This window comes from Sphingomonas cremea (assembly GCF_021502585.1).
GTDB lineage: Bacteria > Pseudomonadota > Alphaproteobacteria > Sphingomonadales > Sphingomonadaceae > Sphingomicrobium > Sphingomicrobium cremea.
The window spans coordinates 706,066-728,987 of sequence record NZ_JAKFGM010000002.1 but is presented as its reverse complement, the minus strand read 5'-3'; the positions used below and the strand labels follow the sequence as shown (position 1 = coordinate 728,987).

Annotated in this window: 26 protein-coding genes, 1 tRNA gene and 2 pseudogenes; 17 read left to right on the top strand and 12 right to left on the bottom strand. The window is 61.5% G+C overall.

All coding sequences use genetic code 11. The features are described 5' to 3' along the window. Positions 1-259: 259 nt before the first annotated feature. Entirely contained in the window at positions 260-1,378 is a 1,119-nt protein-coding gene (locus LVY65_RS13360) for a sensor histidine kinase (RefSeq protein ID WP_235067953.1), read from the top strand. Continuing rightward, positions 1,375-2,169, top strand: coding sequence for a LytR/AlgR family response regulator transcription factor (locus tag LVY65_RS10100; protein ID WP_235067952.1), 795 nt, complete (start codon positions 1,375-1,377; stop codon positions 2,167-2,169). The genes LVY65_RS13360 and LVY65_RS10100 overlap by 4 nt, the downstream gene beginning before the upstream one ends. 81 nt (positions 2,170-2,250) lie before the next feature. Here the strand turns inward: LVY65_RS10100 and LVY65_RS10095 are convergent, their stop codons facing one another. From LVY65_RS10095 to LVY65_RS10085, 3 genes are all read right to left on the bottom strand, one after another. Then, positions 2,251-3,063, bottom strand: coding sequence for a class I SAM-dependent methyltransferase (locus LVY65_RS10095; protein ID WP_235067951.1), 813 nt, complete (start codon positions 3,061-3,063; stop codon positions 2,251-2,253). 150 nt (positions 3,064-3,213) lie between these two features. Next, on the bottom strand, positions 3,214-3,774 hold the full coding sequence (locus LVY65_RS10090) for an OsmC family protein (protein WP_235067950.1): 561 nt from the start codon (positions 3,772-3,774) through the stop codon (positions 3,214-3,216). Between the two features lie 23 nt (positions 3,775-3,797). Beyond that, the gene (locus tag LVY65_RS10085; protein WP_235067949.1) at positions 3,798-4,709 is read right to left on the bottom strand and encodes a diiron oxygenase; all 912 of its coding nucleotides are present in this window, start codon (positions 4,707-4,709) and stop codon (positions 3,798-3,800) included. A 258-nt stretch (positions 4,710-4,967) separates the two neighbouring features. Here LVY65_RS10085 and LVY65_RS10080 point away from each other — a divergent pair, with 258 nt between their 5' ends. Then, positions 4,968-6,896: a winged helix-turn-helix domain-containing protein gene (locus tag LVY65_RS10080; protein WP_235067948.1), complete on the top strand. Its 1,929-nt coding sequence runs from the start codon at positions 4,968-4,970 to the stop codon at positions 6,894-6,896. A gap of 30 nt (positions 6,897-6,926) precedes the next feature. Here LVY65_RS10080 and LVY65_RS10075 read toward each other — a convergent pair whose 3' ends face one another. Beyond that, positions 6,927-7,649 carry a sterol desaturase family protein gene (locus LVY65_RS10075; protein ID WP_235067947.1) on the bottom strand — a complete coding sequence of 241 codons (723 nt, stop codon included), beginning with the start codon at positions 7,647-7,649 and terminating at the stop codon, positions 6,927-6,929. A gap of 146 nt (positions 7,650-7,795) precedes the next feature. On the opposite strand from LVY65_RS10075, the gene LVY65_RS10070 reads away from it, so the two are divergent. Next, the gene (locus tag LVY65_RS10070; protein ID WP_235067946.1) at positions 7,796-8,461 is read left to right on the top strand and encodes a TetR/AcrR family transcriptional regulator; all 666 of its coding nucleotides are present in this window, start codon (positions 7,796-7,798) and stop codon (positions 8,459-8,461) included. Positions 8,462-8,498: 37 nt separating this feature from the next. On the opposite strand, the gene LVY65_RS10065 is transcribed toward LVY65_RS10070, so the two are convergent. Further along, positions 8,499-8,588, bottom strand: a tRNA-Ser gene (locus LVY65_RS10065). A 120-nt stretch (positions 8,589-8,708) separates the two neighbouring features. On the opposite strand from LVY65_RS10065, the gene hspQ reads away from it, so the two are divergent. From hspQ to LVY65_RS10045, 4 genes are all read left to right on the top strand, one after another. After that, a complete protein-coding gene (hspQ, locus tag LVY65_RS10060) occupies positions 8,709-9,077 on the top strand; it encodes a heat shock protein HspQ (RefSeq protein WP_235067945.1) in 369 nt (122 codons plus the stop codon). Between the two features lie 126 nt (positions 9,078-9,203). Then, positions 9,204-9,707 carry a 50S ribosomal protein L21 gene (gene rplU, locus LVY65_RS10055; protein ID WP_235067943.1) on the top strand — a complete coding sequence of 168 codons (504 nt, stop codon included), beginning with the start codon at positions 9,204-9,206 and terminating at the stop codon, positions 9,705-9,707. An 11-nt stretch (positions 9,708-9,718) separates the two neighbouring features. Then, positions 9,719-9,991, top strand: coding sequence for a 50S ribosomal protein L27 (gene rpmA, locus LVY65_RS10050; protein WP_235067941.1), 273 nt, complete (start codon positions 9,719-9,721; stop codon positions 9,989-9,991). A 173-nt stretch (positions 9,992-10,164) separates the two neighbouring features. Next, on the top strand, positions 10,165-10,707 hold the full coding sequence (locus LVY65_RS10045) for a GNAT family N-acetyltransferase (protein WP_235067994.1): 543 nt from the start codon (positions 10,165-10,167) through the stop codon (positions 10,705-10,707). 33 nt (positions 10,708-10,740) lie between these two features. On the opposite strand, the gene LVY65_RS10040 is transcribed toward LVY65_RS10045, so the two are convergent. Beyond that, a complete protein-coding gene (locus LVY65_RS10040; protein ID WP_235067940.1) occupies positions 10,741-11,610 on the bottom strand; it encodes a metal-dependent hydrolase in 870 nt (289 codons plus the stop codon). Between the two features lie 80 nt (positions 11,611-11,690). On the opposite strand from LVY65_RS10040, the gene LVY65_RS10035 reads away from it, so the two are divergent. The 8 genes from LVY65_RS10035 to LVY65_RS10000 all read left to right on the top strand — a co-directional run bounded on the left by LVY65_RS10035 (position 11,691) and on the right by LVY65_RS10000 (position 17,648). Continuing rightward, on the top strand, positions 11,691-12,287 hold the full coding sequence (locus LVY65_RS10035) for a TetR/AcrR family transcriptional regulator (protein WP_235067939.1): 597 nt from the start codon (positions 11,691-11,693) through the stop codon (positions 12,285-12,287). A gap of 215 nt (positions 12,288-12,502) precedes the next feature. Continuing rightward, positions 12,503-12,721 carry a hypothetical protein gene (locus LVY65_RS10030; protein ID WP_235067938.1) on the top strand — a complete coding sequence of 73 codons (219 nt, stop codon included), beginning with the start codon at positions 12,503-12,505 and terminating at the stop codon, positions 12,719-12,721. 107 nt (positions 12,722-12,828) lie between these two features. Further along, positions 12,829-13,407 (top strand): hypothetical protein, encoded by a 579-nt coding sequence (locus LVY65_RS10025; protein ID WP_235067937.1) that lies wholly within the window; start codon positions 12,829-12,831, stop codon positions 13,405-13,407. Positions 13,408-13,896: 489 nt separating this feature from the next. After that, positions 13,897-14,112 (top strand): hypothetical protein, encoded by a 216-nt coding sequence (locus LVY65_RS10020; RefSeq protein ID WP_235067936.1) that lies wholly within the window; start codon positions 13,897-13,899, stop codon positions 14,110-14,112. A gap of 125 nt (positions 14,113-14,237) precedes the next feature. Further along, positions 14,238-14,582, top strand: a complete 345-nt coding sequence (locus tag LVY65_RS10015) for a hypothetical protein (protein WP_235067935.1) — start codon at positions 14,238-14,240, stop codon at positions 14,580-14,582. Positions 14,583-14,691: 109 nt separating this feature from the next. Beyond that, positions 14,692-15,663, top strand: coding sequence for a hypothetical protein (locus tag LVY65_RS10010; protein WP_235067934.1), 972 nt, complete (start codon positions 14,692-14,694; stop codon positions 15,661-15,663). A gap of 39 nt (positions 15,664-15,702) precedes the next feature. Further along, entirely contained in the window at positions 15,703-16,746 is a 1,044-nt protein-coding gene (gene obgE, locus LVY65_RS10005) for a GTPase ObgE (protein WP_235067932.1), read from the top strand. Beyond that, entirely contained in the window at positions 16,743-17,648 is a 906-nt protein-coding gene (locus tag LVY65_RS10000; RefSeq protein ID WP_235067931.1) for an NAD-dependent epimerase/dehydratase family protein, read from the top strand. Before obgE ends, LVY65_RS10000 begins: the two co-directional genes overlap by 4 nt. Here LVY65_RS10000 and LVY65_RS09995 read toward each other — a convergent pair. Next, positions 17,645-18,184, bottom strand: coding sequence for a Pycsar system effector family protein (locus LVY65_RS09995; protein ID WP_235067930.1), 540 nt, complete (start codon positions 18,182-18,184; stop codon positions 17,645-17,647). The two genes, LVY65_RS10000 and LVY65_RS09995, sit on opposite strands and share 4 nt — an antisense overlap. Before the next feature lie 222 nt (positions 18,185-18,406). Here LVY65_RS09995 and LVY65_RS09990 point away from each other — a divergent pair, with 222 nt between their 5' ends. Beyond that, positions 18,407-18,859 (top strand): hypothetical protein, encoded by a 453-nt coding sequence (locus LVY65_RS09990; RefSeq protein WP_235067929.1) that lies wholly within the window; start codon positions 18,407-18,409, stop codon positions 18,857-18,859. Positions 18,860-18,922: 63 nt separating this feature from the next. Here the strand turns inward: LVY65_RS09990 and LVY65_RS09985 are convergent, their stop codons facing one another. From LVY65_RS09985 to LVY65_RS13455, 5 genes and pseudogenes are all read right to left on the bottom strand, one after another. Beyond that, positions 18,923-19,525, bottom strand: coding sequence for a glutathione binding-like protein (locus tag LVY65_RS09985; RefSeq protein ID WP_235067928.1), 603 nt, complete (start codon positions 19,523-19,525; stop codon positions 18,923-18,925). Positions 19,526-19,530: 5 nt separating this feature from the next. Next, positions 19,531-20,451, bottom strand: coding sequence for a hypothetical protein (locus LVY65_RS09980; protein WP_235067927.1), 921 nt, complete (start codon positions 20,449-20,451; stop codon positions 19,531-19,533). Positions 20,452-20,464: 13 nt separating this feature from the next. Next, positions 20,465-21,394, bottom strand: coding sequence for a TIR domain-containing protein (locus tag LVY65_RS09975; RefSeq protein ID WP_235067926.1), 930 nt, complete (start codon positions 21,392-21,394; stop codon positions 20,465-20,467). Positions 21,395-21,537: 143 nt separating this feature from the next. Beyond that, positions 21,538-21,825, bottom strand: a pseudogene (locus LVY65_RS13460) (winged helix-turn-helix domain-containing protein); the annotation flags it as partial. Positions 21,826-22,098: 273 nt separating this feature from the next. Then, positions 22,099-22,809: pseudogene (locus tag LVY65_RS13455) on the bottom strand (DUF4118 domain-containing protein); the annotation flags it as partial. Between the last annotated feature and the right edge of the window lie 113 nt (positions 22,810-22,922).

The window sequence follows — 22,922 nt, the reverse complement described above, 5'->3', positions numbered from 1 at the left end:
ATCCTGGGCAAAGGCGGGCGTGGCCAACAGGCCGGTGGAAACCAAAAGTGTCGTGGCCAGAAGCCTGTGACGGAAATCGATCATAAAAGTGCATCCCCTTTCGAAGTGTCACTCTCGGTTAGGGGTCGAGCACAGTTGAAGATGCTTGCCATCGAAGGGGCGATTTTTGCAGTCGGGCGTCCACTTTTGAGGATGAATGTCATAAAATTGAGCCTGAACGACAGTCGACAAAGCCCGCCAAGGCCCTCATCTTTGCCCCGTGGCCACCAACCTGTTGCAATCGATAGGGGATATTCACGTCCCGGAACTCGCGGTACTTGATCCCGAGCAGCCGCTACGCGCACGTACTCGCGCGGCGCTTTGGCTGACGCTTGCGGTCTGGGGTTCGGGCTATTTCCTGCTGACCTTGGGCACTGCACTCAGCGGCAACCCGCATCTTCCGGCAATTGCCGCGATGCGCATTGTTACGACGCTGATCGGCTTCGGTTTTTGTTACCTGATCCACCTGCTGCTCAGGCACCCGCGGCTGTCGACCACCAAGCGCAGGCTGATCGCACTAGCTTGCGTCACTCCGGTCGCGGCGGAAATTTATGCCTGGATTGCCTTCTTTACCGTCGCCGCAGTCGATCCCAGCCTCGACCTCAAGAACTTCAACTGGAGCGATGCCGTCCGGACCATCGCGTTCTGGACCTGGTTCTTCCTCGCCTGGGCGGGCCTCTATCTGGCGCTGATGTACAGCTTCGACGTCCAGGACGAGCAGCGCCGGTCGGCACAGCTTAGGGAACAGGCGCATGTCGCCCAGCTGCGCGCCCTTCACAGTCAGATTAATCCGCATTTCCTGTTCAACAGCCTGAACTCTGTATCGGCGCTGATCCTCGACAAAAATACCGACAAGGCCGAGGAAATGGTGGTCAAGCTGGCTCGATTCCTTCGTCTCGGCCTCAGCGCCGACCCGATGGGAAAGATACCGCTTGAGCTCGAGGTCGAACTGCAGCGCTCCTACCTTGATATTGAACAGCTGCGCTATCCCGACCTCGCCGTGAAGGTCGATGTAAGCGAGGAATTGAAGAGCGCACTCGTTCCGGCCCTGATCCTTCAGCCGATCGTCGAAAATGCGGTGAAATATGGGGTCTCGGGAGCGCCGCCGCCGGCTACCATTGCGATCGGCGCAACCGCGGCCGGCCAACAATTGACGCTTGAGGTGGTGGATAGCGGCAAAGGAGCAAAGCAAAATTCTGCGGGCGGCGGCATCGGCCTTGCAAATATTCGTCAGCGATTGGCGCTGCTATATGGTGATGAGGCGACCGACCTCGTTGCGGACCGCGACGACAAGGGTCAATTCCGGGTTCGCCTGTCCCTTCCGCTGGAGAGCGCATGACCCCGCTCCGCGTCATGACGGTCGACGATGAGTCTCTCGCATTAAGGCGGCTGAGGCTGCTGCTTCAGACCATATCGGAAGCAGAGCATGTCGGCGAGGCCAACAGTTGTGCGGAGGCGCATGCCAAGATCAGCGAGCTCAACCCGGATGTCGTTCTGCTCGACATCAAAATGCGCGACGGCAATGGCTTTGAAGTGGTTGAGGCCATTGCCGACCGGGCCAACCCGCCACTGGTCATCTTCGTTACCGCATTTGATCAGTTTGCTCCGCGAGCGTTCGACAAGGCGGTCGTCGATTATCTGCTGAAACCGGTCGAGCGTGATCGCTTGGCGCTGGCTTTGGAGAGAGTTCGCCAGCAACTTCAGGCGAAAGACGCAGAACAAAGGGTTGAGGAGCTTCAACAGGTCCTGCGGGAACTAAGAAACGCGACCAATTCCTCCGCCTTGCCGGCCTTTGAAACGGAGTTCTGGCTGCGGGGAACTGGCGGCCTCATCCGGGTGCCAGTTGATGCGATCGACTGCGTCGGCAGCGCGGATGAATATGTCGCGATCCACACTTCCTCGGGTTCTCATTTGATGCGCGGGTCGATCCGCCAGTTCTCCCAAAGGGTCGAGCCGGGCCTGTTCGTCCGGGTCCATCGGCAGTGGCTCGTCAGGCGAAGCGCCATAGCAAAGCTGATGTCGCGATCCATTGGACAGACCGAGATCGTCCTTAAGAATGGCCGCCGACTGCCTGCCGGTCGGGTCTATCTCAAGCAACTCAGGAACAGCATTCGCGGCGAAATTCGCTAGCGATCCTTCGGCACTAGCCTGGTGTCCGCTTTCCAACCAGGCGGACACCAGACTTCGGTAAATGCCGAATCCGCCTTTTGGCTAGCGCCTGTTGACCACGACCTTGAGGTAAGTGGCCGGTATCGCCGTCGTGTCCGCGCCGCCCTGGTTTTGCGCCTCGAACAAGGCGGTCAGATCCTCCCATAGTTGGCCGTCACGCCCCTCCTTCGCGGCCGCTTCAAAGGCATTCATGGTGGGACCATAGTAAGTCCGGAAGGCGGCCAGGAATTCGGATGGCGGGCCGTTATGGCGAAAGACATAAGTCGCGCGTTCGCAGCTAATGTCCTCCGGCCGAACGCCGGCCGCGGTGAACCGCTCCCGAACAACATCCTCAACGCCCCAGGTCACCGGGCTGATGAAACCTTCGGGCGGCGGTGGCGTGTAGGCGGCGCTGATCTTCAGCACCTGGGCCACCAGGGTCGGGTCACCCGGAATCCAGTTGCCCATGACGATGCGACCGCCAGGACGGGTCACCCGCACCATCTCCCGAGCGACATCGAACGGGCGAGGCGCGAACATGGCGCCGAAGATGCTGACGACCAGGTCGAAGCTCTCGTCGGCTATGCCCGCCAGGTTGGAGGCATCGCCTTCGTGGAAGCGAAGATTGGTTAGGCCGGCCGCCGCCGCGCGCCCATTGCCCGCCGCGACAAGATTGGCTGCAATGTCGATGCCCAGCACATTGGCGCCGAGCTGGGCTGCTGGAACGGCAGTCGTTCCGTCGCCACAGCCGAGATCGAGCACATCCATTCCCTGACAGATGCTAAGCGCATCGATCAGCTCCTCGCCGCTTTGGCGCATCGTCTCGGCGATCCGCGTAAAATCGCCTTTCTCCCATAATGCCTTGTTCGCGTTCATTGGTTGGATCCTACTTGTGACGGATTCGCCCCGCCGCGAAGGCAACAGGGACGAACCTCATACTTGGAATTGAGCTTGCGTGCAGCATCGGCCGGGCGCCGCTGATCCGAAGGTTTGAGGGGACGGCCGAGACCGTCCCCTCCTTCGCCCTTACCCGATGCGCAGGTTGCCGCGCATCTCGATCGGCTGGGCCATGTTGAAATAATTCGGAGAGGTCGCCTGCACGGCCTTGTGGATCTCCTCATACTGCTCAGGCGTGCCGTCGCCTTTCAGGGTCACAGTATAATCGATCCGCCGATAGCCGTTGGGAACCGTCGCATCGAGGCCCAGGAACCCGCGAAGGTCCAGCTCGCCCTCGGTCTCGATCGTGCAGCTTTCCAGGTTGATGCCGCGGATCGATGACTGGGCAACATAGCCGACCATCATGCAGGCATTGACGGCGCTCATCAGCAGCTCCTGCGGATTCGGCGCTTCATTCCTTCCGAGCAGTTCGTGCGGCTCGTCGGCGGAGATTTTGAAGCTGCGCTCAACTTCCTGGCCGCCGATGCGATAGCCTTTGACCGTGGATTCCGACCGAGTCTGGCCTAGCCAGTCGGTCTTCACCCGGAACTGCACATTGGCGCAGCCGGCATCCTTGTTGATCGCGTCGACCGTCTCGTCGAGCGCCTGCAGGTCTATCCCGTTGACCCGGGTGGTGGTGATATCAAGCATGTTCAATTTCCTTCCGATGGTGTTCAGCAGAAGACCGGTGCGACTTCGGCAATGCGGTCGCGTGCGGCCGGGGACATGGCGGTAAGAGTCGCCACAAAGTTGGGATGGGTCATGCCGCTGCCGATGTAGGTCCAGCGCAGCGCCTGATGTTGCTGGTCGATGAGCGAACCACGGACCTTGTCGGCGATTGCGGCGCCGGTCGCCTTCTCGAGGGCAGCGATGTTCATCTCCGCCTGGGTCTTGAACCCATTGTCGAGGAACCCGCCCATTTCGAGATATTCGTCGATCGCCTTCTGGATGCCGGCCTCGTCCCGGCCCTCGACCAGCGCCTCGACCATCAGCGTATCGAGTTTCGCGTGCTGCGCTTCCTCGATCCAATGATGCTTCAACAAGCTCTTGAAGAGCGGATCGAGGTCCCGGTCGTCGCGGACACTTTCCAGATAGTGTCGCTGCGTCATCCATTCGATGTGCAGGATCAGCAGCGCCACCGCGAGCGGATCGTGGCGAAGGATTTCCCCCGCGATCGCCTCCGGCGGGCCAATCACCTCGCAGTCGGTACCAAACGCGTCCGTAAAACGCTGGTGGAACAGCTTGAACAGGTGGATGTGCTTGGCCTCTTCGCCGGCGAAATTCAGAAGCGCGCGAATGCGATCGTCGTCGCCGTTGAGTTGCGGCCGGGCATGATCGAGAACGAACGGCAGGATGAACTCCTCGACCACCCCGAACAATGTCAGATATTCGTGGCTTCGGATATGGTTGAGGACCCTGCGCTGCTCGGGGCTCAGCCCCGGCGCCGCATCCGTACGTGCAAGATTCTCCGGCAGGAAATTGCGGCCGAAGTCCAATCGGGCTCCTTCCGGCAAGACGTCCTCAATTTGCCAGGCACCACGGGTCGATCCCTCCAGCACGTCCTTGAAATTGAATTTCTGAAACAAGTTTGATCTCCAGCTTGGTTGGCTTGAGGCGGCTCTTTGGGCGAACGGCGGACCCAAAGTCCTGCAGAGCTCATGGAAACATCTGATTCGTGATTGAGCTTGCTGGGAAGAAATTCTGAATGTGAAAAACATTTATTTTCAGTATTTTAGCTGCACATCTGGCGCGCGACATCGGAATGATTTATTCTGAGGCAATTCTGAGGAGGCGGGCGAAGGTGGCGCTCGGGGGCCGATTCAGACGGAGCTCGGCCAGGCAGAATGGAACGGCGAAGGTACCTCATTGCAGGGTCGCTTTGGCTCGACCGGCAAGATGAGCGACTGTGGCGCGACGGTCGCCACATCCGGCTTGGCGGAAAGGCGTTTGCCCTTCTCCGGGCGCTGATGGAACGTCCGCGCACCCTGGTTACCAAGTCCGAGCTGTTCGACACGGTGTGGACCGGGCTCGCGGTGTCCGAATCGGTCTTGACGACGGCAGTCAAAGAGGCCCGCCAGGCGATCGGCGACGATGCCCGCCAGCCGAAGCTGATCCAGACCGTATATGGACGCGGCTATCGGTTCCTGCGCGAAGTCGAGGCCAGCGACGAACCGCCAAATGCCCCTATAGGGCGAACAATTCGCTGGCCGCCGCTTTCCATTCGGGACAGGCGCCTTTGGGCGGGGCTGGCGGCTATCTTGTTAGTAGTCCTCACCATCTCCGTCATAATGACTCGACTGCAGGCTCCCGGCCGAGAGACGGCGGTCGCCACGGTGGCCGCTCATCCCAAATCGATTGCGGTGCTCCCATTTGAGGATCTCTCTCCGAAGAATGACCAGCAATGGTTCGCCGCCGGCCTTACGGAAGAGATTCTGAACAGCCTTGCCCGAACGCCCGACCTGCATGTCGCGGCGCGAACTTCGACAATGTCGATCAAGCCAGGCGACGTTCGGGAAATCGGTCGCAGGCTGAATGTGGCGCACATACTCGAAGGATCGGTTCGCCGGGACGGCGACCGCGTCCGGGTCACTGCGCAGCTGATCCGCACATCGGACGGATTCCATCTTTGGTCACAAAATTACGATCGCCCGGCGAACGACGTCGTTTCGATCCAGGAGAATATCGCCGTCGCCATCGCCCAGTCCCTAAACACCATAATGAGTCCCCAGCGACTGCAAGCGATGGTCATTCTCGGAACCCGCTCGGTCGAGGCATATGACGAGTATCTCAAGGGACTAGCATATGAACGGCGAGGGCTGGTTACTGGGGCTGATACGGACACCAGGCTCGCCTACGAAGCCTATGAACGAGCGCGAACGATCGACCCGGCTTTCGCCGCCGCGCAATGGGAAGCGGCCCAGGCATGGTTCGGCAACACCACCCGCGTAGGTTCCTCCCTCACCGAGAAGCGCGGCAGCGACGAGCAGCGGCTACAGGAGTATCTGACGAGGGTCGACGCTGCCATCGCATCGAGTCAGGGCCGTCCCGATAATTTCAAATATCGGTCGGCGAGAGCGCTGATGGACCTCCGGTTTCGGGAGGCGCTCCAGCTTATGCTGCGATATCTGGACGAGCGGCCCCGCGATCTCGATGCGTGGGAAGATCTCGTCGACCTTACGGGCTATGCCGAAAACCGGCAGCTGATGGCGAAGGCGGCAGAGCGTATCCACACACTTTCCATGGAAAGCGGTTCGCCGAAGTCACGTGCGATCACGGCTTCGGTCCTATCCCTGGACATTCCGAATGCCGTTCGTCGTTCTCGGGAGCAGTTGGCCCGCAGCCCTGGAGAGGCATTGATCCAGTATCAGGCGCACCGTGCCTTCCTTTGGGGCGGCCGGCGGGACGAAGCTCGGGATATCCTCATGCAGATCAGGGCCAGCTCGCTGCCCGAAGAGAATAAGTTGCTGGCGGAGTTGAGGCAGGCATGCGCGGACGGCGGGAGCGGCGCCCGGGAAATTGCCGCGCGAATGGCTCGGCTGCCGGATGCATCGCTTTCGAACGCATGGCAAAGCACCCAGCTACTGGGCGATACGAAGCGCGCCGTCGAAGTGTTGAAGCCATTGGATCGCCCGGAGCGATTGACGACGTTGATGCAATATCTTGTCTATCCGACCTTCGACGCCAGGCCTTACCCCTTGCTACAGGCGCGGCTGAAGGCGGACGGAGTTACTCGCCCGCCTCCGGCTCCAATCCCGTTCGCCTGCCACGCCTAGTCGGTCACCAATCGTTGGGACCGGGCCGGGTCACGCGATCTGCCTGCCGATCAGCATTGCGCCAACCTTCCTCGACCCGCCTTCGTAGAATCCGACCTCTCCGTTGAATTTCTTCGGATTGTGGAACGTGCCGAACATCATGTCGAACCAGGGCACGTCGCCATAGTTGCGAGCGTGAACGCCCCTCTCATGATGCGCGGAGTGGCTTTCCGGCCGCGTTATCAGATAGCCCAGCCAATGCGGCGTCCTGATGTTCGCATGCTGGAACATTGAGCAGAAGGTAGCGAAAAGGTTGATGACGATCGCCGCTTCCGCGCTGACCCCGAAGCCGAGGACTAAGGCAAGGCTGCCAAGCAGCGTCCAACCCAGCATGTCGAACGGATGGAAGTAGAATGCCCCCCATATATCCACGCGTTCGGCGCTATGGTGCATCTGATGGAACCAGCGCCAGAGCGGCGGCACATTATGCATCGTCCGGTGCCAGCAATAGACCCCGAGCTCGAGAAGCAGGAAGCCTCCAACGGCCTGGACCCAAAGGGGCAATCTATCGCCGGCCAGGATCCGATGCTCGCCAAGCCAGCCGTCCCACATCAGCGGCGCATAGGTACCTACCGCGAAGTAGAGAAGGGTGAAGGCGATGCCTTTCACGCGCCACCCCGAAATCTTCGGGAACAACCGGCCGCTGGACACTAGTTCCAGCAACACAAAGCCCGAGAACAGGGCAAGCGCGATATAGTGATAGGTGCCAATCATAACTTTCCCCGAAATTTTGATCGGGGGCGCTGATAGCCGCCGGCTTCATTGCAGCTCTACCGAGCACGCGGTCAGTTATGTTGCGTCTGTGAATTCGTGTGGGATTTGTGTAGCTTGGCTAAAGCGGCAAGTGCGGCGGATGAACGATGGTCGACAAGCTGATCGAAAAAACTGCACCCTCGGTAAAGTTGGAATCCGGTGCGCAGAGCAAGGGAGAGCGAACCAGGGAACGGATCCTCGACGTCGCTTATGGCGCCATCGTCGAAAAGGGCTTTGCGGCAACCTCCATCGAGGAGTTGGTCGAAGCGGCAGGCATCACCAAAAGCGGCTTTTTCTACCACTTCCGTGACAAGAACGACTTGGCTCGCGAACTGTTCGAGCGCTTCCTTACGGAGGACGAAAGAATCATCGACACGCTGGAAAGCCGCTCTCGCTCATTGAGCGACGACCCCCTCCAGGCCATGCTGATCTTCCTCAACCTATATGCGCAAATGATGGACGACATGGGGTCGATCCATCCGGGCTGCATGGTTGCGACCGTCACCTATCAGGAGCGAATGTTCGACCCGGAATTGAAGCGGATGAATGTCGAATATCTGCTGAGGATGCGCGAACGCTTTCACCGCTGGTTCGGCGAGATCGCTCAAACATATTCCCCTCGTGAAAATGTCGATGCCGACGCATTGGCCGACCACCTTACGACGATCGTCGAAGGCGCGATCATCATGTCGAAGGCGCTGAAGGACGAAGGCCTGATGGGCAATCAGACCCGCTTGTTCCGAAACCATATTAAGCTGTTGTTCGGCGGTTGAGCAGCCGGGATTAGACCGGCCTCCAATGAGTTGTCGGTGGCGGAGAGGGTGGGATTCGAACCCACGGTACCGTTGCCGGCACGCCGCATTTCGAGTGCGGTGCTTTCGACCTCTCAGCCACCTCTCCGCATGACAGGATGACGCTGGGCCGGCGGGTCGCCGGGATGGGTCGGGGGCGGCCTCTAGCAGCGTGCCGCAGCATTGCAAAGCCCGTTTGGCGGGCCAAATGGCTTGCTTGGCGGCACGCATGAATTACATAGGGATTATGTCTCCGGCGTTTCCTTCCGAAAAAATTCCCCATGCGCGTTATGGCATTGGCGAGATGGTACGCCACCGGCTGCTCGATTTCCGCGGCGTGGTGTTCGACGTCGACCCTGAATTCGCCAATAGCGACGAATGGTATGAGGCAATTCCCGAGGCGATGCGCCCAGCCAAGGATCAACCTTTCTACCATCTGCTGGCCGAAAATGCGGAGACCAGCTACGTCGCCTATGTCAGCCAGCAGAACCTGGTCGCCGATGACGAGGGCGAGCCGATCGATCATCCGGCCATCGGCACACTGTTCGAGGGCTTCGACGGCCAGCGTTACAAGCTGAAGCCGGAGCACCGTCACTAGGCTTTTTCCGCCCCGCGACGGTTGACAGAATCATTACCCTCCCATAGGCGGCACGCTTTCCCGCGCGGGGCCCACGCCACGCGGCGTTACCTTGCGCGGTCAATAAGACGGAAAGTGATAAGGCCCATGTTCGCTATCGTGCGCACGGGTGGCAAGCAGTATCGCGTTGCCCCCGGAGACAAGATCGTCGTCGAGAAGCTGGCCGGCAATGCCGGTGACAGCGTCGACCTCACCGATGTGCTCCTTGCGGGCGAAGGCTCGGATCTCAAGTCGACCGACGGGCTTATCGTTGCCGCGGAAATCATCGCCCAGGCGAAGGCCGACAAGGTCACGGTGTTCAAGAAGCGCCGCCGCCACAATTATCGCCGCAAGGCTGGCCACCGCCAGCAGCTGACGATCCTGAAGATCGTCTCGATCGGCGGCAAAAAGGCCGAGAAGAAGGCCGCCGCGCCCAAGGCCGAGGCTGCTGCACCCGCGAAGTCGGAAGCCGCTCCCAAGGCTGAAAAGAAGGCCGCGGCACCCAAGGCAGAGGCGAAAGCCGCTCCGGCCAAGGCCGCGAAGTCGACAAAGGATGCTGCACCTGCTAAGGCGGCAGCGAAGAAGGCCCCCGCGGCCAAAGCCAAGAAGTAGAGTTTCTAGAGATGGCACATAAAAAAGCAGGCGGCTCCTCGCGCAACGGGCGCGATTCGCAATCCAAGCGCCTTGGCGTGAAAAAGTTCGGCAGCGAAGCGGTTCGCGCCGGCAACATCATCGTGCGCCAGCGCGGCACCAAGTGGTACCCGGGCGACAACGTCGGCCTGGGCAAGGATCATACGATTTTTGCACTTACGGACGGCCGCGTGTGTTTCCGCGATGGCAAGCTTGGTCGCAAATACGTCCACGTAGAAGCCATTATGCCGGAGGCAGCGGAATAGGCGGGATCGGTCGATAAAGGGCCGCTCCCGGGAGGGGGCGCCCCAGACGAGACCCGAAAAAGGACTCGAAAGGGAGAAGAGGGAAGCCCCCTCCTCTCCCTTTTTTATTTTCTTCTCCCGAAACTGAAACAGAGCGGCCTTAGCGGGCAGCTCGAAGGGAGAAGGAAGTGACCATGTTCGCCCGGACCGAGCGACTATTGTTGAGACCCGGCTGGGCCGAGGACGCCCCTGCGCTGGCGTGCGCCATTGCCGACGAGGCGGTGGTGCGCAACCTGGCGACGGCGCCCTGGCCCTACGCAATCGAGGATGCCGAGGCGTTTCTTGCCGCGCCGCGCGACCCGGCGATGCCGAGCTTCCTGATCACCCAGCGGACGGACGGCGACCCTATTGTCGTCGGAGCCTGCGGACTCGGCCGCCGGCCATCCGGCGCGGTCGAGCTTGGCTATTGGATCGCGCGCCAGCATTGGGGCCAGGGCTTCGCCACCGAGGCCGGCCGCGCGCTGATCGACATCGCCCGCACATTGAAGCTGCCGCGGCTCGAAGCGTCGCACTTCCTCGACAACCCGGCATCGGCCCGGGTGCTCGAGAAGCTGGGATTCGTGCCAACGGGCCTCAGCGTCGAGCGCTACAGCTGCGCGCGCGGCAGCCAAGCGATGTCCAGGCTTTATCGGCTTTCACTAATGGGCCGTGGTGAGGTCGAGGCGATGGCAGCATAATCAGCCCCTCCCCTTGATGGGGAGGGCTTAGCGTTACGCCGCCCGCCGCACCTTGCGCTCACTCTCCCGGCCAAGGGCGGCTTCGGCCTCATAAGCAACAATCAGATGTCGGTCGTCCTCGTTCCAGGGATGGAATCCCGGCAGGAAGAATTTCGCCCAGGCGCTGAAGATCTTGCGCATCATTCCGGGCTGAACCCACATGAACCAGAGCAGTCCGAACCACGCCCGGGCACCCGTGATCCCGTCCTGGCGCAAAAGCTCGATCGCGCCCAACGTCCGATCAAGGGTGAAGTTGCGCGTGGCGAGGAGCATCACCTTGGCCTTGACCTTCCAGCGCTTGGGCCGCGGCCAATGGCGGGTGGCGTGGAGCCAGGTGTCGTAGGCCACACCCTTATGCTCGATCTCCTCGATCGAGTGCCAGCGCCACAGCGCCTGGGCTTCCGGCTCGGCACCGGCGAGATGACGGGGATCGGCGAGCAGTTCGTGAGCGAAAATTGCCGTGAAATGCTCGAGCGCCATGGTCGAGGCCAGCGAAGCGATCGGCGGCTTGGAGCGAATGAAGTCGAGGCGAAACTGCACCCTCGCCTCCAGCGGCCCCAGATCATAACCCGCCTCGATGACCGCCTTGTTGAACATGTCATGCTCGCGGCTGTGGATCGCTTCCTGGGTGGTGAAGCCCTTGATTTCTTCTGCCAGCTTGGCCGGAGCGCCTTCCCGATGATTGCGCACAGCCTCGACGAAGAAGGCCTCGCCCTTGGGGAAGGTTGCCGACAGCGCGTTGTAGAAGGCCGTCGCATAGGGATTGCCGCCGTGCCACCAGCGCCCCGGCCGCGCCTCGCGCGCAAAGCGCCGGTCGCGCGGGGTGATCGATAGGTCGACGGGCGTCACGCTTGCGGCGCTCATGCACTTCCCTTTTCTCGCCGTTCCCGCGAAAGCGGAACCCAGCTTCTTTTCCAGGCATCAGGATAACTTTGCTTACATCAATGTCAATTAACCTAAAACTTCGTAAACGCCTGTCGCCGGACGAAAGCCGGGCGGCGGCGCTGGAGGCCGCCCGCGGCCTGTTGCTGGAGGCCGGCCCGCAGGCCGTGACGTTGAAGGCCGTGGCGGGCAGAATCAGCCGGACCCACGCCAACCTGCTCCACCATTTCGGTTCGGCCGCCGGTCTCCAGTCGGCGCTCGCCGGCCACATCTCCACGCAGGTCACTGCCCGCATCGCCGACGCGGTCGAGCGCGCCCGCAGCGGCGAGGCCGACACCCGCGAGATCGTCGACGGCACTTTCGACGCATTCGGTCCCGGCGGTGCCGGGGCGCTGGCCGCCTGGATGATTCTCAGCGGCAATCGCGACGCGCTGAACCCGATTCTCGATTCGATCCGCACGCTGGTCGAGCAGCTTCGGGTCGGCCACGAGGAACATCATGTGGCCGAGAGCACCTTGTGGCTTGTCCTGGCGGCACTCGGCGACTCATTGCTCGGCCCGGAAATCGCTGGAGCGCTCGGCCTGCCGCGCGATTCAGCCCGGACCATCGCCACCCAGGGCCTGCGCGCCGAGATCGAGGCAAGGCATCCGAAGAGCTGACGACGAAAGTGCCAAGGAGGCGAGCGTCGTTTTTTGCGCTAATGGCAGCTTTCGACCCAAAGCGGACACTCGACGCAGGACCGAGAGCGGCAGCAAGTGCCAGTTAGCTAGCGTTCGCTCGTCCGCTGAGAACACGCGCCACCCATCGAACGACTGAGACGACGATGGCTGTTGGAATGGCACCGAGGATGCAGCCGATAGCTACCCATATCGCCATGAAGACCAACATCGTCACTGACACGCCAACCTCGTTCGGAGACGCACTCCCCCAAGGCTGCATCACTAAGAAGCCGGTCACATACGAGATGCCGAAGGCTAAACGGAAGGTCGATCTGCGCCGCGACGTAACTTCTGAGAAGATCATCAGCGTGGACGTGATGATCGCGCTTAGACCGATGACGAGGATGAAAGAGAAGTCCATGCCTGACTCATAGCATCAGCATGTCCGCTTTCCACCCATTCCGGCCATAAGCGCTTATGACCGCTTTCGACCCATTGCGGACATTGTCAGTAAATGTGAAGTTGGAAGCGGGGGCCTGCCATGGATACCTTCGAATACATCACTGCGCTCGTGGCGGTCGTGATTGGATTGGCGATCGCTGATTTGGCGACAAGCCTGCACAGGCTGCTGCGGTATCGCAAGATTGTGCGTTGGGACTGGGTGGCGCCGGTCGCCGCGCTACTGATGCTGTTGGAACTCTTCAACCTTTGGTGGCGATGGCGAGGCTTTATGGGGACCACGACTGGTGAAGTAATCCCCTATTTCCTCGCGCTAATCTTGATTTATCTGGCCGCCTCCATCTCGCTTCCCGACGAAATGCCGGCAGAAGGCATCGATCTTGCGCGCTATTTCGACGAGAATCGAAGCTATTTTTGGTTGGTCTACGCGACCTATGTCGCCTTGCTGATCGCGCTGGTGTCGATCCGTGATCTGCATCGTGGCTTCACGGTGTCGGATCTCCTGGCGAGATACTATTTCGACTATCCGTGGGTCTTGGCCGCCTACGCCATGATATTCGTACGGAAGCGCTGGATCAGCGGAGTGGTACTGCTTGCGTCGCTCGGCTGGCTAGTGATCGGACTCGATTTGTGGGACCGGGCGCCGGATTCGCCGTTGTGAATTGACCTTTGTCGATTGGCTTGAGATGTCCGCTTTCCACCCAAAGCGGTCGCTAGCGCACCGCCTGGGTCAGGAGGAATAAGCCTCCTGGAGCGGCCAGAAGGGCAACAGCCGACCAGTGCTTCCAACTCGGAGTTTGAACGCGCCTAAATCCAATAGCCGTCGCAACGGCTGCGCCGGCGAATAGCAGTAGCAGGCCACCTATCACGTTGGCGTCGTCGCCACCGAAAAATGTCCGCACAATGAAGGCAGCAAATCCAGATAGGACAGCGCTTAACGCAAGCGCGGTAGCGAGAAGGCTTCGCCCAGCCTTGGTCCAAGCCTCTGCAACGGCGTAGTCATTCGCTTTCATGGCGACTTTCTCGCCCATTTAATGTCCGCTTTCCACCCATTCCTGCCATTAGCGTGCTACCTGATTTCAACCCGTTGCAGTGATTGACGGCAATCGACAGATAACGTTTCATCGTTTTGGGCGGAGGCGATCGCGTAATGCCATTCTTGCTTTTGGGACTTGCTATAATCGCACTCATACCGGCAGTTTTCATTGTCGATGGCCTCATTGAGGGCGAGGTGCAGGCCAAGGGTGGTTCTTACCGCCGAGCCGAAGATCCGGGTAGGTTCTGGGCTATGATTGGCATGTATGCCGCGATGATTGCTGGCCTTGCGTATATGGCAGTAGACGTGGTGCTGTCCGAACCGATTTAGAGCGTCCACTTTCCACCCATTGCGGTCATTGGGGGGCTGGCTATTCTCGCTCCGGCGGGGGAGTTTCAAGTGAATCGATTGTTTAGTCGTGCGACCCACGAATGCAGATTCTGGGGCTGTGAGCTGTGAAGCTGTTGCGCAAGATTGCTGAGCTGGTGGACAGCGACATTGCGGCGAACTCAAAGCCTATTTCACTGATAGGCATGGCAATCCCCTTTGTGCCATTCATGATTTTTGTGGATGGCGCACCGGCGGACCGCTTCCCCGTGCTAGGCGGCTTGGCGCTCGCCCTTAGCTTGGGTTGGGGCGCTTTTATCATGTGGCGAGTGCTTCGACACACTGGGGCTGAGCTTGAAGGCTATAATTATGTAATTGGGTCGGCCCGTTTTTGGAGGCTGATAATCGTAACCCTTCTTCTCATTATGCTGGTTACCGTCGCACTGATGTGGTTCGAAAACAGGGTCGGCTAGCTCGCTCGGACCAACGACCGCTTTCCACCCATTCCGGCCATTGCCAGCCCCGCCGGGTCCGTAATTCTCTCCTGTCCTACACGAACCAAATGGGTTATCTCCGAGTCGCATGAGCGACAATCAAGCCTGCGAGGACCCCGTCCCCGCCCTCCTCTCCTTCGGCCGTCATGCACCCGACGATCCTCCGCCGCTCGGTCCATCACCCAACCTCGACACCGTCGAATCCGAAACGCGACATTACCGCCACGACGGCTGGACCCCCGCCGCCCGCGCATCCTTCCTCGACACGCTCGCCAAAAGCGGGGTGGTCACCGATGCCTGCCGCGCGGTGCAGCGCAGCAGCCAGGCCGCTTATGCGCTGCGCAATCGCGATCCCTTGTTCGCAGCGGGCTGGGATGCCGCCCTGTCGATGGCCCGCGCCCGGCTCGCCGACGATCTGTTCCATCGCGCGGTCAATGGCACCGTCGATCAGATCTGGAAGGATGGCGAGGTTGTTGCCGAGCGTCACCGTCACGACAATCGCCTGTCTATAGCGGTCCTGAACCGGCTCGATGCCCGCTGCGACCGCGCCGAGAGGATTGGTGCGCCCACGCTCCGTGTTGCGGCGAACTGGGAAGCCTACATCGCCGCGCTGGCCGAAGATCGAACCGCCGACATGCAAGCCATGCTCGCCCCGCTACCGGTCGAATATGACGAAGATGAAGCCCTTCTTGGGCATGGTGGCGATTCGAAGTTGATCCATCAACTTCATCAACTTCGCCAGGGAAAGGCGCTCGACGAGGAGGAAGATTCCGGCGACCAAGGCGACGATGTCCGCGTGTGGACCGAAGATCATAGCTGGCGCACCAACTTCCCCCCGCCCGACGGCTTCAATGGCTTTGAAGAGGGCATTTATGGCGACGCGGACTATAATCGCCAGTGCACGCCCGAAGAACGGGCCCTGCTCGATCGCCGCTTTCCCGACGCCTTTGCCGACGAGAACGAGGACGAGCGCCGCGCCGACGAAGCCGACCGCGATTCCTATTTTGCCGCACTGGCTGATAGCTCCTCCCTGACCGAAGGCCGGGGAGGAGCCGACTGACGCTGCCTTTTCGCCGCATTTATCGTTAAGGGCGGCCCCATGCATTTTCTCGACCAGGCCAAGATTTTCATTCGCTCCGGCTCGGGCGGCCCCGGCGCCGTCAGCTTCAGGCGTGAAAAATTCATCGAATATGGCGGCCCCGACGGCGGCGAGGGCGGCAAGGGCGGCGACATCGTGTTCGAAGCCGTCCACGGCCTCAATACGCTAATCGATTTCCGCTACACCCAGCATTTCCGCGCACCCCGCGGCAAGGGCGGCGCTGGTTCGAACCGCACCGGCGCCGGCGGCAAGGACCTAGTCATCAAGGTGCCGGTCGGGACCCAGATCCTGGCGGACGACGAAGATCGGACCCTCCTTGCCGACTTTACGCATGAGGGCCAACGCATCCATTTCCTGAAGGGCGGCGACGGCGGTCGCGGCAACGCCAGCTACAAAACTTCGACCAACCGCGCCCCGCGCCAGCACGGGACCGGCTGGCCGGGCGAGGAAATGTACGTCTGGCTGCGCTTGAAGCTGATGGCCGACGTCGGCCTCATCGGGCTTCCCAACGCGGGCAAGTCGACCTTCCTCAACCGCACGACCAATGCCGTGGCCAAGGTCGGCGCCTATCCCTTCACGACGCTTCGCCCGCAACTCGGCGTCGTCAGCCACAAGGGCCGAGAGTTCGTTCTTGCCGACATCCCCGGCCTGATCGAAGGCGCGGCGGAAGGCGCCGGGATCGGCGACCGCTTCCTCGGCCATGTCGAGCGGACGCGGGTGCTGCTCCATCTGGTCGATGCGGCGGGCGATGATCCGGTCGAAGGCTGGCGCGTCGTTCGCGGAGAGCTTGAATCCTATGGTGCGGGCCTTGAAGACAAGATCGAGGTGCTTGCGCTCAGCCGCGCCGATCTCGTCGAGCCCAGGGAGCTCGCCAAGCTCGCCAAGAAATTGGCCAAGGCGGCCGGGACCGAACCGTTCGTCATCTCTGCCGCCACCGGCGACGGGCTGGAGCCGCTGCTCGATGCCCTCCTCGACCGGCTGGGCGAAGAGGCGGAGGTTGAAAAGGAAGAGGCCATCCCGGCGAAGGACTGGTCCCCGCTGTGAAGCTGGCGATCACGGGGGCGACGGGTTTCGTCGGCGGCCGGCTGCTCGAACTGGCGCTGTCCGACGGGCATGAGGTCCGCGCCCTGACCCGCCGTCCGCAGGCTGAGCGCGAGGGGGTCACCTGGGTTCATGGCGCGCTCGACCATCATCACAGCCTCGATCACCTGACCCAGGGAGTCGATGCGGTCATCCACGTCGCGGGCGTGCTCAATGCGCGCGATGCGGCTGGCTTCGAGGCGGGCAATGTCGAAGGCACCCGGGCGATGTTGGGCGCCGCTCGGAATGCCGGCGCCAAGCGCTTCGTCCACGTAAGCTCGCTCGCCGCGCGCGAGCCGAAACTGTCGATGTACGGGGCGAGCAAGGCGCGGTCCGAGCAACTTGTGCATGATAGCTCGATTGATTCGGTCATCGTCCGCCCGCCGGCGGTCTACGGCCCCGGCGACAAGGAAACGCTCGAACTGTTCAAGATGGCCAAGCGCGGCTTCGTGCTGTTGCCTCCCAAGGGCAGGCTGTCCGTCATACATGTCGACGATCTTGGTCGCCTCCTCCTGGCGCTGGCGCAGCCGGCCGCGCCGGCGGGCGATGTTTTTGAACCGGACGACGGACAGCCGGGCGGATGGAGTCATCAGGAGTTCGCTTCCGTCCTGGGCAATGCGTTCGGACGGAGCGCCATTACCTTCTCGGCCCCCTCTGTCCTGATCCGGATGGGCGCGACGATCGACCGTTGGCTGCGCGGCGACGGGGCCAAGCTGACCCCCGACCGCGCCTCCTATTTTTGCCATCCCGATTGGGTCGTGGACGCGGGGCGCTCAGTACCTCCGGACACCTGGAGTGCGGCAATCGACACGCGACGGGGCGTCGCCGACACTGCTCGCTGGTATGAAGACGGCGGCTGGCTCTAGCGCATCCAGAGTTGGTAAACGACCGCTGCAGCGGTCAGGACCATCCCCAGCAGGAACAGCGTGAAGCTCCAGTAAAGCCAGCTGAACTTGTCGTCGCGCAACACCTTGCCATGGTCGTATAGATCGGCGGTCAGCCGGCGGTACGTCTCCTCTTCGGAAGACAGAACCTTCATCATTTCGTCGATATAATCTTCGCGCCTGGCATTGGTGTAGCTTCCGAAGAACAGGATATTGATTTTCTCCGGCGGAATCGGGGTCTTGGTAACGACCATTTTGTTGGGCCGGACCGTCAGCACGCCGAAAATCGTCGCAACGAACGAGAATGTGGTCAGCACCAGCAGCGGAAGGCTGGCCTTCCCGTCGGCGATATCGCTGATCGACATGGAAAATACGACGAAGCTCGCGCCCATCAGGATCGACGCCTTGGTGTCGGCCATGCCCGACAGAGTGATATTGGTGGCATTGGCCGCGACCAGAAGGTTGTGCACCTCCTTCGGGAAGACCGGATCGTCCGGGTTCACCAACTTTTCGCTCATCGCATAACCCCTGCTCTGGCAGGATCATATGCAACCCCGCTTCGATGCGGAAGGCAAGCCCAAGCTGTGCTTTCATCCCGACAAATCACGCGGCGACTCACCGTTATATGCCGCCAGGTCGAGCAACAAGCGGGCGCTCAAACCGTTTTAATCGTTGGGGTGAACCAACAGGGGCTCAAGGGACTGCGCCCGCCTTCGTGCCGCGGTCCGAAGGAGTTCATCATGAAAAAGACGATTTTCCTCGTGGCAGCCGGCGCCATTGCTTTGACCCCCGCTGGCCTGATTGCAGGTCCCGGGCATGGCGGCGGCGGTGGTATGGGTAATGGCGCAACGATGGGCGCCGCCCGTGGCATGTCCGCGATGGGCCAGGGCGCCACAATGGGTCATGGCTCCGCTATGGGGCAAACCCAATTGAGCCAGCCGATCACGCGTAGCAGCCAGGGCCCCACGAACGGTGTCGGATGGGATCATTTGAACGGCCCGGCCAGCACCGGTCAGCCGGGCTTCGAATGCGAAGACATCCGGCCAGGCAACGCGTCGAGCGCTCCGGGATCAGCCTTCAACGAAGAGGGTAACGCCGGCACGCACTACGCGGGCGAACAGCCTCAAAACTCGCGCAATACGGCGTCAGTCTCGCAATATGACACCGCATGCCTGCATCAGCCACAGCACTAAGGAAGATTAGAAATAGTAAAAGGGCGCCTGGTCGATCCCGGCGCCCTTCGCATCGTTTGCCGGCTAGGCGGCGATCAACGGGCTGGCCAAGCCCTCTTCCAGCAATGACTGTCGCACCGCTGACCGGTCCGAGAGTCGGTCGAAATAGGCCGGAAATGGCGTGGGAAGATCGATTCCGAATTCCCTTGCCCAGCGGAGCATCGCGAAGAAATAGGCGTCGACCACCGTGAAGTGCGACCCGAGTAGGTAAGGGTCGCCGAATTTGCTGGCTAACAGGTTGAGCCGCACGCCAACCGCTTCGGCCGCCTTTTCCTTCTCGTCTTCGCTCGTCGCGTGGAAATAGGGTTTGAAAGCCGCGTGCAGCTCGGTCGAAAGATAAGAGAGCATTTCGATCAATCTTATCTGGCCAAGCGGACCGTCGATGCCCAACTTCGGGGCGCGCTCCGCGATCAGCGTCAGGATGGCGACATTCTCCGTCACCGCCTGGCCGTCGTCGAGGACGAGCATCGGCACGGCACCCGCCGGATTGATCGCCAGATAGTCGTCGCCGCGCTCGGTGACTTTTGCCTTGAGATCGACCTGCTCATATTCGGCCGGAATGCCGGCATCATGGAGCGAAATCCGGGTCGCGATACTGCAGGCGCCCGGCGAATAGTAAAGCTTCATAATCTTCACTCCCGTACCAATTCACCTTGCGCTACCGCGGTACGCGCGCTGCTCGGCAGCGCTCCGCTCAGCCACGCGGCGATGTTTAGCGCATAGCGATGCGTGTCGGCCAATGCCTCCGGGACCCGCCCCAGGCCGTCGCCCGGCTGTTCACTGACGAAACTTGGGCAGCCCGAGGCTGGATCCCAATTATAGTCGGCAAAGTGGTGGAAGGTGCTTTCGGCGATTGCCGGGCCGCCGTGCTCGCCCGGTTCGAACGCCACGGCAATGTTGAAATCCACACCGGTCGCCTGGCTCCGCCCCTTGACGATCACTCGCGCATCCTCGCCATCGGGAGCACCGACGCCACCCTCGTGGGGGTGGGACGGCAATCGCCGGATGAAGCCCGTTGGAGAACCTCCGTCGGTGAGCACGGGATGAGCGGGGGCGACGATTTCGATCTCCTGGAAATCGCCATTCGCTCCGGAATGGAAATTCGGCCAGTCGATGTTGGTCGTATAGGGGTCGTCTCGCTTGCGCCGTTCGACGTCGGGGTCTTGGTGGCTCGAATGGAAATAATGGGCCTCGCCGACACCGCCCAGCGTGCAGACCGAAGAACCCAGGTCCATATGGTCGCGGGTCACCAGCAGGCCCCGGCCGCTCTTGCGGAAACGGCCGATTGCCGCGCAATCCTCTTCGGTCAGGCCATCGCCCGTATCGACGGCGAACAGCCACAGTTCGTTAAAGTCGCTCTGGTCGATCGTCGACAAGACGGAATCCGGCCGTCCGGGCGGATCGCGGTCGCGCATGGTGACGTCATAGACAGGATTGCCGCTATCATCGCGTTGCTCGCGAAGCAGTTTTCCCAGCCTGCTGAATCGGGCGACCGACCAATCGTCTTCCGCCGTCGGAATCGTCGTTTGAATCAGGACCTTCTTGGGTTGCATGGCACCTCTCCGTTCAACCGTTCCGGACGGCCTCCCACTCCTTCAGCCGCTCCGCAATCAGCGCTGCCCGCTCGCGATCGCCGCGACCGTCCAATATTGAGATATCACCGGGGTCGGCACGCCAATAGACACCCGACGTCCGCGTGTTGATGCTTGGGTCGGAATCGGCGCGCGTCGTGAAATAACCGGACGCACGATCTTCGGATTCCAGCCGGATTTCGCCAGTGCCGTCCAGCTGCGGCGCATTCACGTCCAGTGGCCGCTCGCCCTTCCAATAATAAAAGACGCCCGACGATGCGTCCTTCTCCCTCACCGCCTCACTCCAATATCGCGCCGACAGGCTGCCATCTCCCCGCCACGAACGACCGGAGACCTCAAGCGCACCGTCACGGTCGCGCGCAATCTTCAACAGGCCCAGCGCGGAGGGCTCCGCTTCGGTGCGCGCGGTCAGCGAAAATTGCCACCAGTTACCCTCGATGCGGGCGACCCGGCCTTCATCTTCGATGGCGTTGCGGATTTTCTGGTTGACGGCCCGCATCTCGGAAGGAGTCATCGCGCCGGGATAGCGTATTGACGTGAGGCCCAGCAGGTCGGTCGGCAGCTTTGCCCCATTTGCATGGAGAATGAAGGTCCGGCGCATTCCCAGTACGCCGCCGAACAGGCCGGCTTCGAATACGACATTGTCCCGGGGGGACGCCTGGCCTGCCGCTGGATCGGATGAAGCCGAAGGACTGCTCATCGTCCAATCGTCCTCGGCAAAGACAAATGCCGCGAAATCGACTTCCCGCGTAAGTTCGAGGAGGCGCTCCAAAGTGGAAACCCCAGGATTGAAGGAGGAAGTCCAGGGCTCGACGAGCGCGATGTCGTTCAAGCCGCGCGTCAGCGCTTGAAGCAGCTTCTCCTGCTTTCCTGATGAGCCCAGAAAGATTCGAGGCTTCTCCATCGGGTCCTCCGGGAGCCCGCAATGCCACATCCGGTGGCAATGCTTCTCCGCCCTCGCAGTTAATGCGCCAGTGGCCGATAAAGCTCCCCGCCCCCGCCGTCAAAATGCGTGATTGTCGGGCGCCCCCGCCTTGAGGACGCCCCTCAACCCGTCAGCAGGCGGTAACCGACTGCAGGCTCATTGACGATCAGTCGCGGATGCGATGGATCTGACTCCAGCTTCTGCCGCAATGCCCGCACCGCCACCCGAAGATATTCCGTCTGCCCTTCCTGTGCCGGGCCCCATGCCGCCCGAAGCAGGTGGGAATGGGTGAGCACCCGCCCGGGATGTTTCGCCAGCTCCGCAAGCACCGCAAACTCCTTTGGAGTCAGGTGCACTTCCTCGCCATCTCTGGACACGACCCGCCGGAACAGGTCGATGGTCACGCCGCCCGTCTCGATTGGCTGCTGGTCGGATTCCGGGCCGACCTCAAGCAAATTGGAAATATAGCGATCGACCTTCGACGCTTCCGCACCGATGACCGAAGTCAACGACTTGTCGGCCAGCCCGCTGCGCCTGATCGCACCGACCGCCTTGGTGATCGCCGCCAGCGGTCCTCTGAGGTCCTGCCCGATCGAGGAGAGCAGCACCGACCGGACCCGGTCCCGCTCGCGCACCCGCTCGAACTCCCTCGCCTCGCCCTCCAGCCGCGCCCGCTCGAGGGCGAGGGCTACCTGATCGACGAGACTGTCGAGCAGGTCGAGCTGCCCGCTGGCCACCGGCCGGGTGCCGTCGTTGCGGGCCAGGCCAATGGCGCCGAGCACGGCCGTGTCGGACCGGACCGGATAGAAGACCCATTCGGTCGCGTTGACCGCCTCCGCACCGCGCCCGGCCGGCTTGCCCGATTCAATTGCCCAGGCGGCCGCGGCTATGTCGCTTGGGGTCAGGGTCGCATGGGCAGGCCGCGCAGCAACGATCTGTGGCGTGGGTCCGCCCCTCATCATCACGGCGTTGCAGTCGAACAGCCGGCCAAGCTCGCGGCAGGCAATCTTCGCGATCTGTTCGTCTCCCGCGCAGGACAATAGCCGGCGAGCGAGACCGGCGATGGTCGAGTTCCGGGCCGCGCTGGCTTCGGCGGCGCGGGCGCCTGCTCGCATCCGCGCGGCAAGTTGGCTTGTCACCAGGGCAACCAGGAACAGGAAGACGACGGTGGCGATGTCTTCGGGGCTATTGATGTGAAAAGTGCGGAATGGCTCCGTGAAGAAATAATTGAAGGCCAGGGCGGACGTCACCGCGGCAAGGATGCCGGGAACCAGACCATAGAATCCGGCTGCAGCGAGCACGGCCGGTAGATAGAGCAAGTCCACCGCCGAATTGCCCCAACGTGGTGCAATCAGCATGCCGGCCAAGGTCGATGCAGCGACCATCGCCAACATTTCGGCATAGGGGCGCACAATGCTGGCGGCGCTGGCCTTGCGCGCTGCAACGGTCATGAGTTCGGTATCGTTCATGGCCGCCCAGATGCGCCTTGCAGCTCCCGGCGTCGAGG

Bases quoted from the DNA above. Each gene is read 5' to 3' on its own strand.
- LVY65_RS10010 (WP_235067934.1), top strand. From the start codon at position 14,692: ATGAGCGACAATCAAGCCTGCGAGGACCCCGTCCCCGCCCTCCTCTCC.
- LVY65_RS10040 (WP_235067940.1), bottom strand. From the start codon at position 11,610: ATGAGCGCCGCAAGCGTGACGCCCGTCGACCTATCGATCACCCCGCGC.
- LVY65_RS10090 (WP_235067950.1), bottom strand. From the start codon at position 3,774: ATGCTTGATATCACCACCACCCGGGTCAACGGGATAGACCTGCAGGCG.
- LVY65_RS09990 (WP_235067929.1), top strand. From the start codon at position 18,407: ATGAAAAAGACGATTTTCCTCGTGGCAGCCGGCGCCATTGCTTTGACC.
- LVY65_RS09995 (WP_235067930.1), bottom strand. From the start codon at position 18,184: ATGAGCGAAAAGTTGGTGAACCCGGACGATCCGGTCTTCCCGAAGGAG.
- LVY65_RS10075 (WP_235067947.1), bottom strand. From the start codon at position 7,649: ATGATTGGCACCTATCACTATATCGCGCTTGCCCTGTTCTCGGGCTTT.
- LVY65_RS10020 (WP_235067936.1), top strand. From the start codon at position 13,897: ATGCCATTCTTGCTTTTGGGACTTGCTATAATCGCACTCATACCGGCA.
- obgE (WP_235067932.1), top strand. From the start codon at position 15,703: ATGCATTTTCTCGACCAGGCCAAGATTTTCATTCGCTCCGGCTCGGGC.
- LVY65_RS10035 (WP_235067939.1), top strand. From the start codon at position 11,691: ATGTCAATTAACCTAAAACTTCGTAAACGCCTGTCGCCGGACGAAAGC.
- LVY65_RS10030 (WP_235067938.1), top strand. From the start codon at position 12,503: ATGAAGACCAACATCGTCACTGACACGCCAACCTCGTTCGGAGACGCA.
- LVY65_RS10045 (WP_235067994.1), top strand. From the start codon at position 10,165: ATGTTCGCCCGGACCGAGCGACTATTGTTGAGACCCGGCTGGGCCGAG.
- LVY65_RS09975 (WP_235067926.1), bottom strand. From the start codon at position 21,394: ATGGAGAAGCCTCGAATCTTTCTGGGCTCATCAGGAAAGCAGGAGAAG.
- LVY65_RS10025 (WP_235067937.1), top strand. From the start codon at position 12,829: ATGGATACCTTCGAATACATCACTGCGCTCGTGGCGGTCGTGATTGGA.
- LVY65_RS09985 (WP_235067928.1), bottom strand. From the start codon at position 19,525: ATGAAGCTTTACTATTCGCCGGGCGCCTGCAGTATCGCGACCCGGATT.
- LVY65_RS10100 (WP_235067952.1), top strand. From the start codon at position 1,375: ATGACCCCGCTCCGCGTCATGACGGTCGACGATGAGTCTCTCGCATTA.
- hspQ (WP_235067945.1), top strand. From the start codon at position 8,709: ATGAATTACATAGGGATTATGTCTCCGGCGTTTCCTTCCGAAAAAATT.
- LVY65_RS10070 (WP_235067946.1), top strand. From the start codon at position 7,796: ATGGTCGACAAGCTGATCGAAAAAACTGCACCCTCGGTAAAGTTGGAA.
- rplU (WP_235067943.1), top strand. From the start codon at position 9,204: ATGTTCGCTATCGTGCGCACGGGTGGCAAGCAGTATCGCGTTGCCCCC.
- LVY65_RS10080 (WP_235067948.1), top strand. From the start codon at position 4,968: ATGGAACGGCGAAGGTACCTCATTGCAGGGTCGCTTTGGCTCGACCGG.
- LVY65_RS10095 (WP_235067951.1), bottom strand. From the start codon at position 3,063: ATGAACGCGAACAAGGCATTATGGGAGAAAGGCGATTTTACGCGGATC.
- LVY65_RS09980 (WP_235067927.1), bottom strand. From the start codon at position 20,451: ATGCAACCCAAGAAGGTCCTGATTCAAACGACGATTCCGACGGCGGAA.
- rpmA (WP_235067941.1), top strand. From the start codon at position 9,719: ATGGCACATAAAAAAGCAGGCGGCTCCTCGCGCAACGGGCGCGATTCG.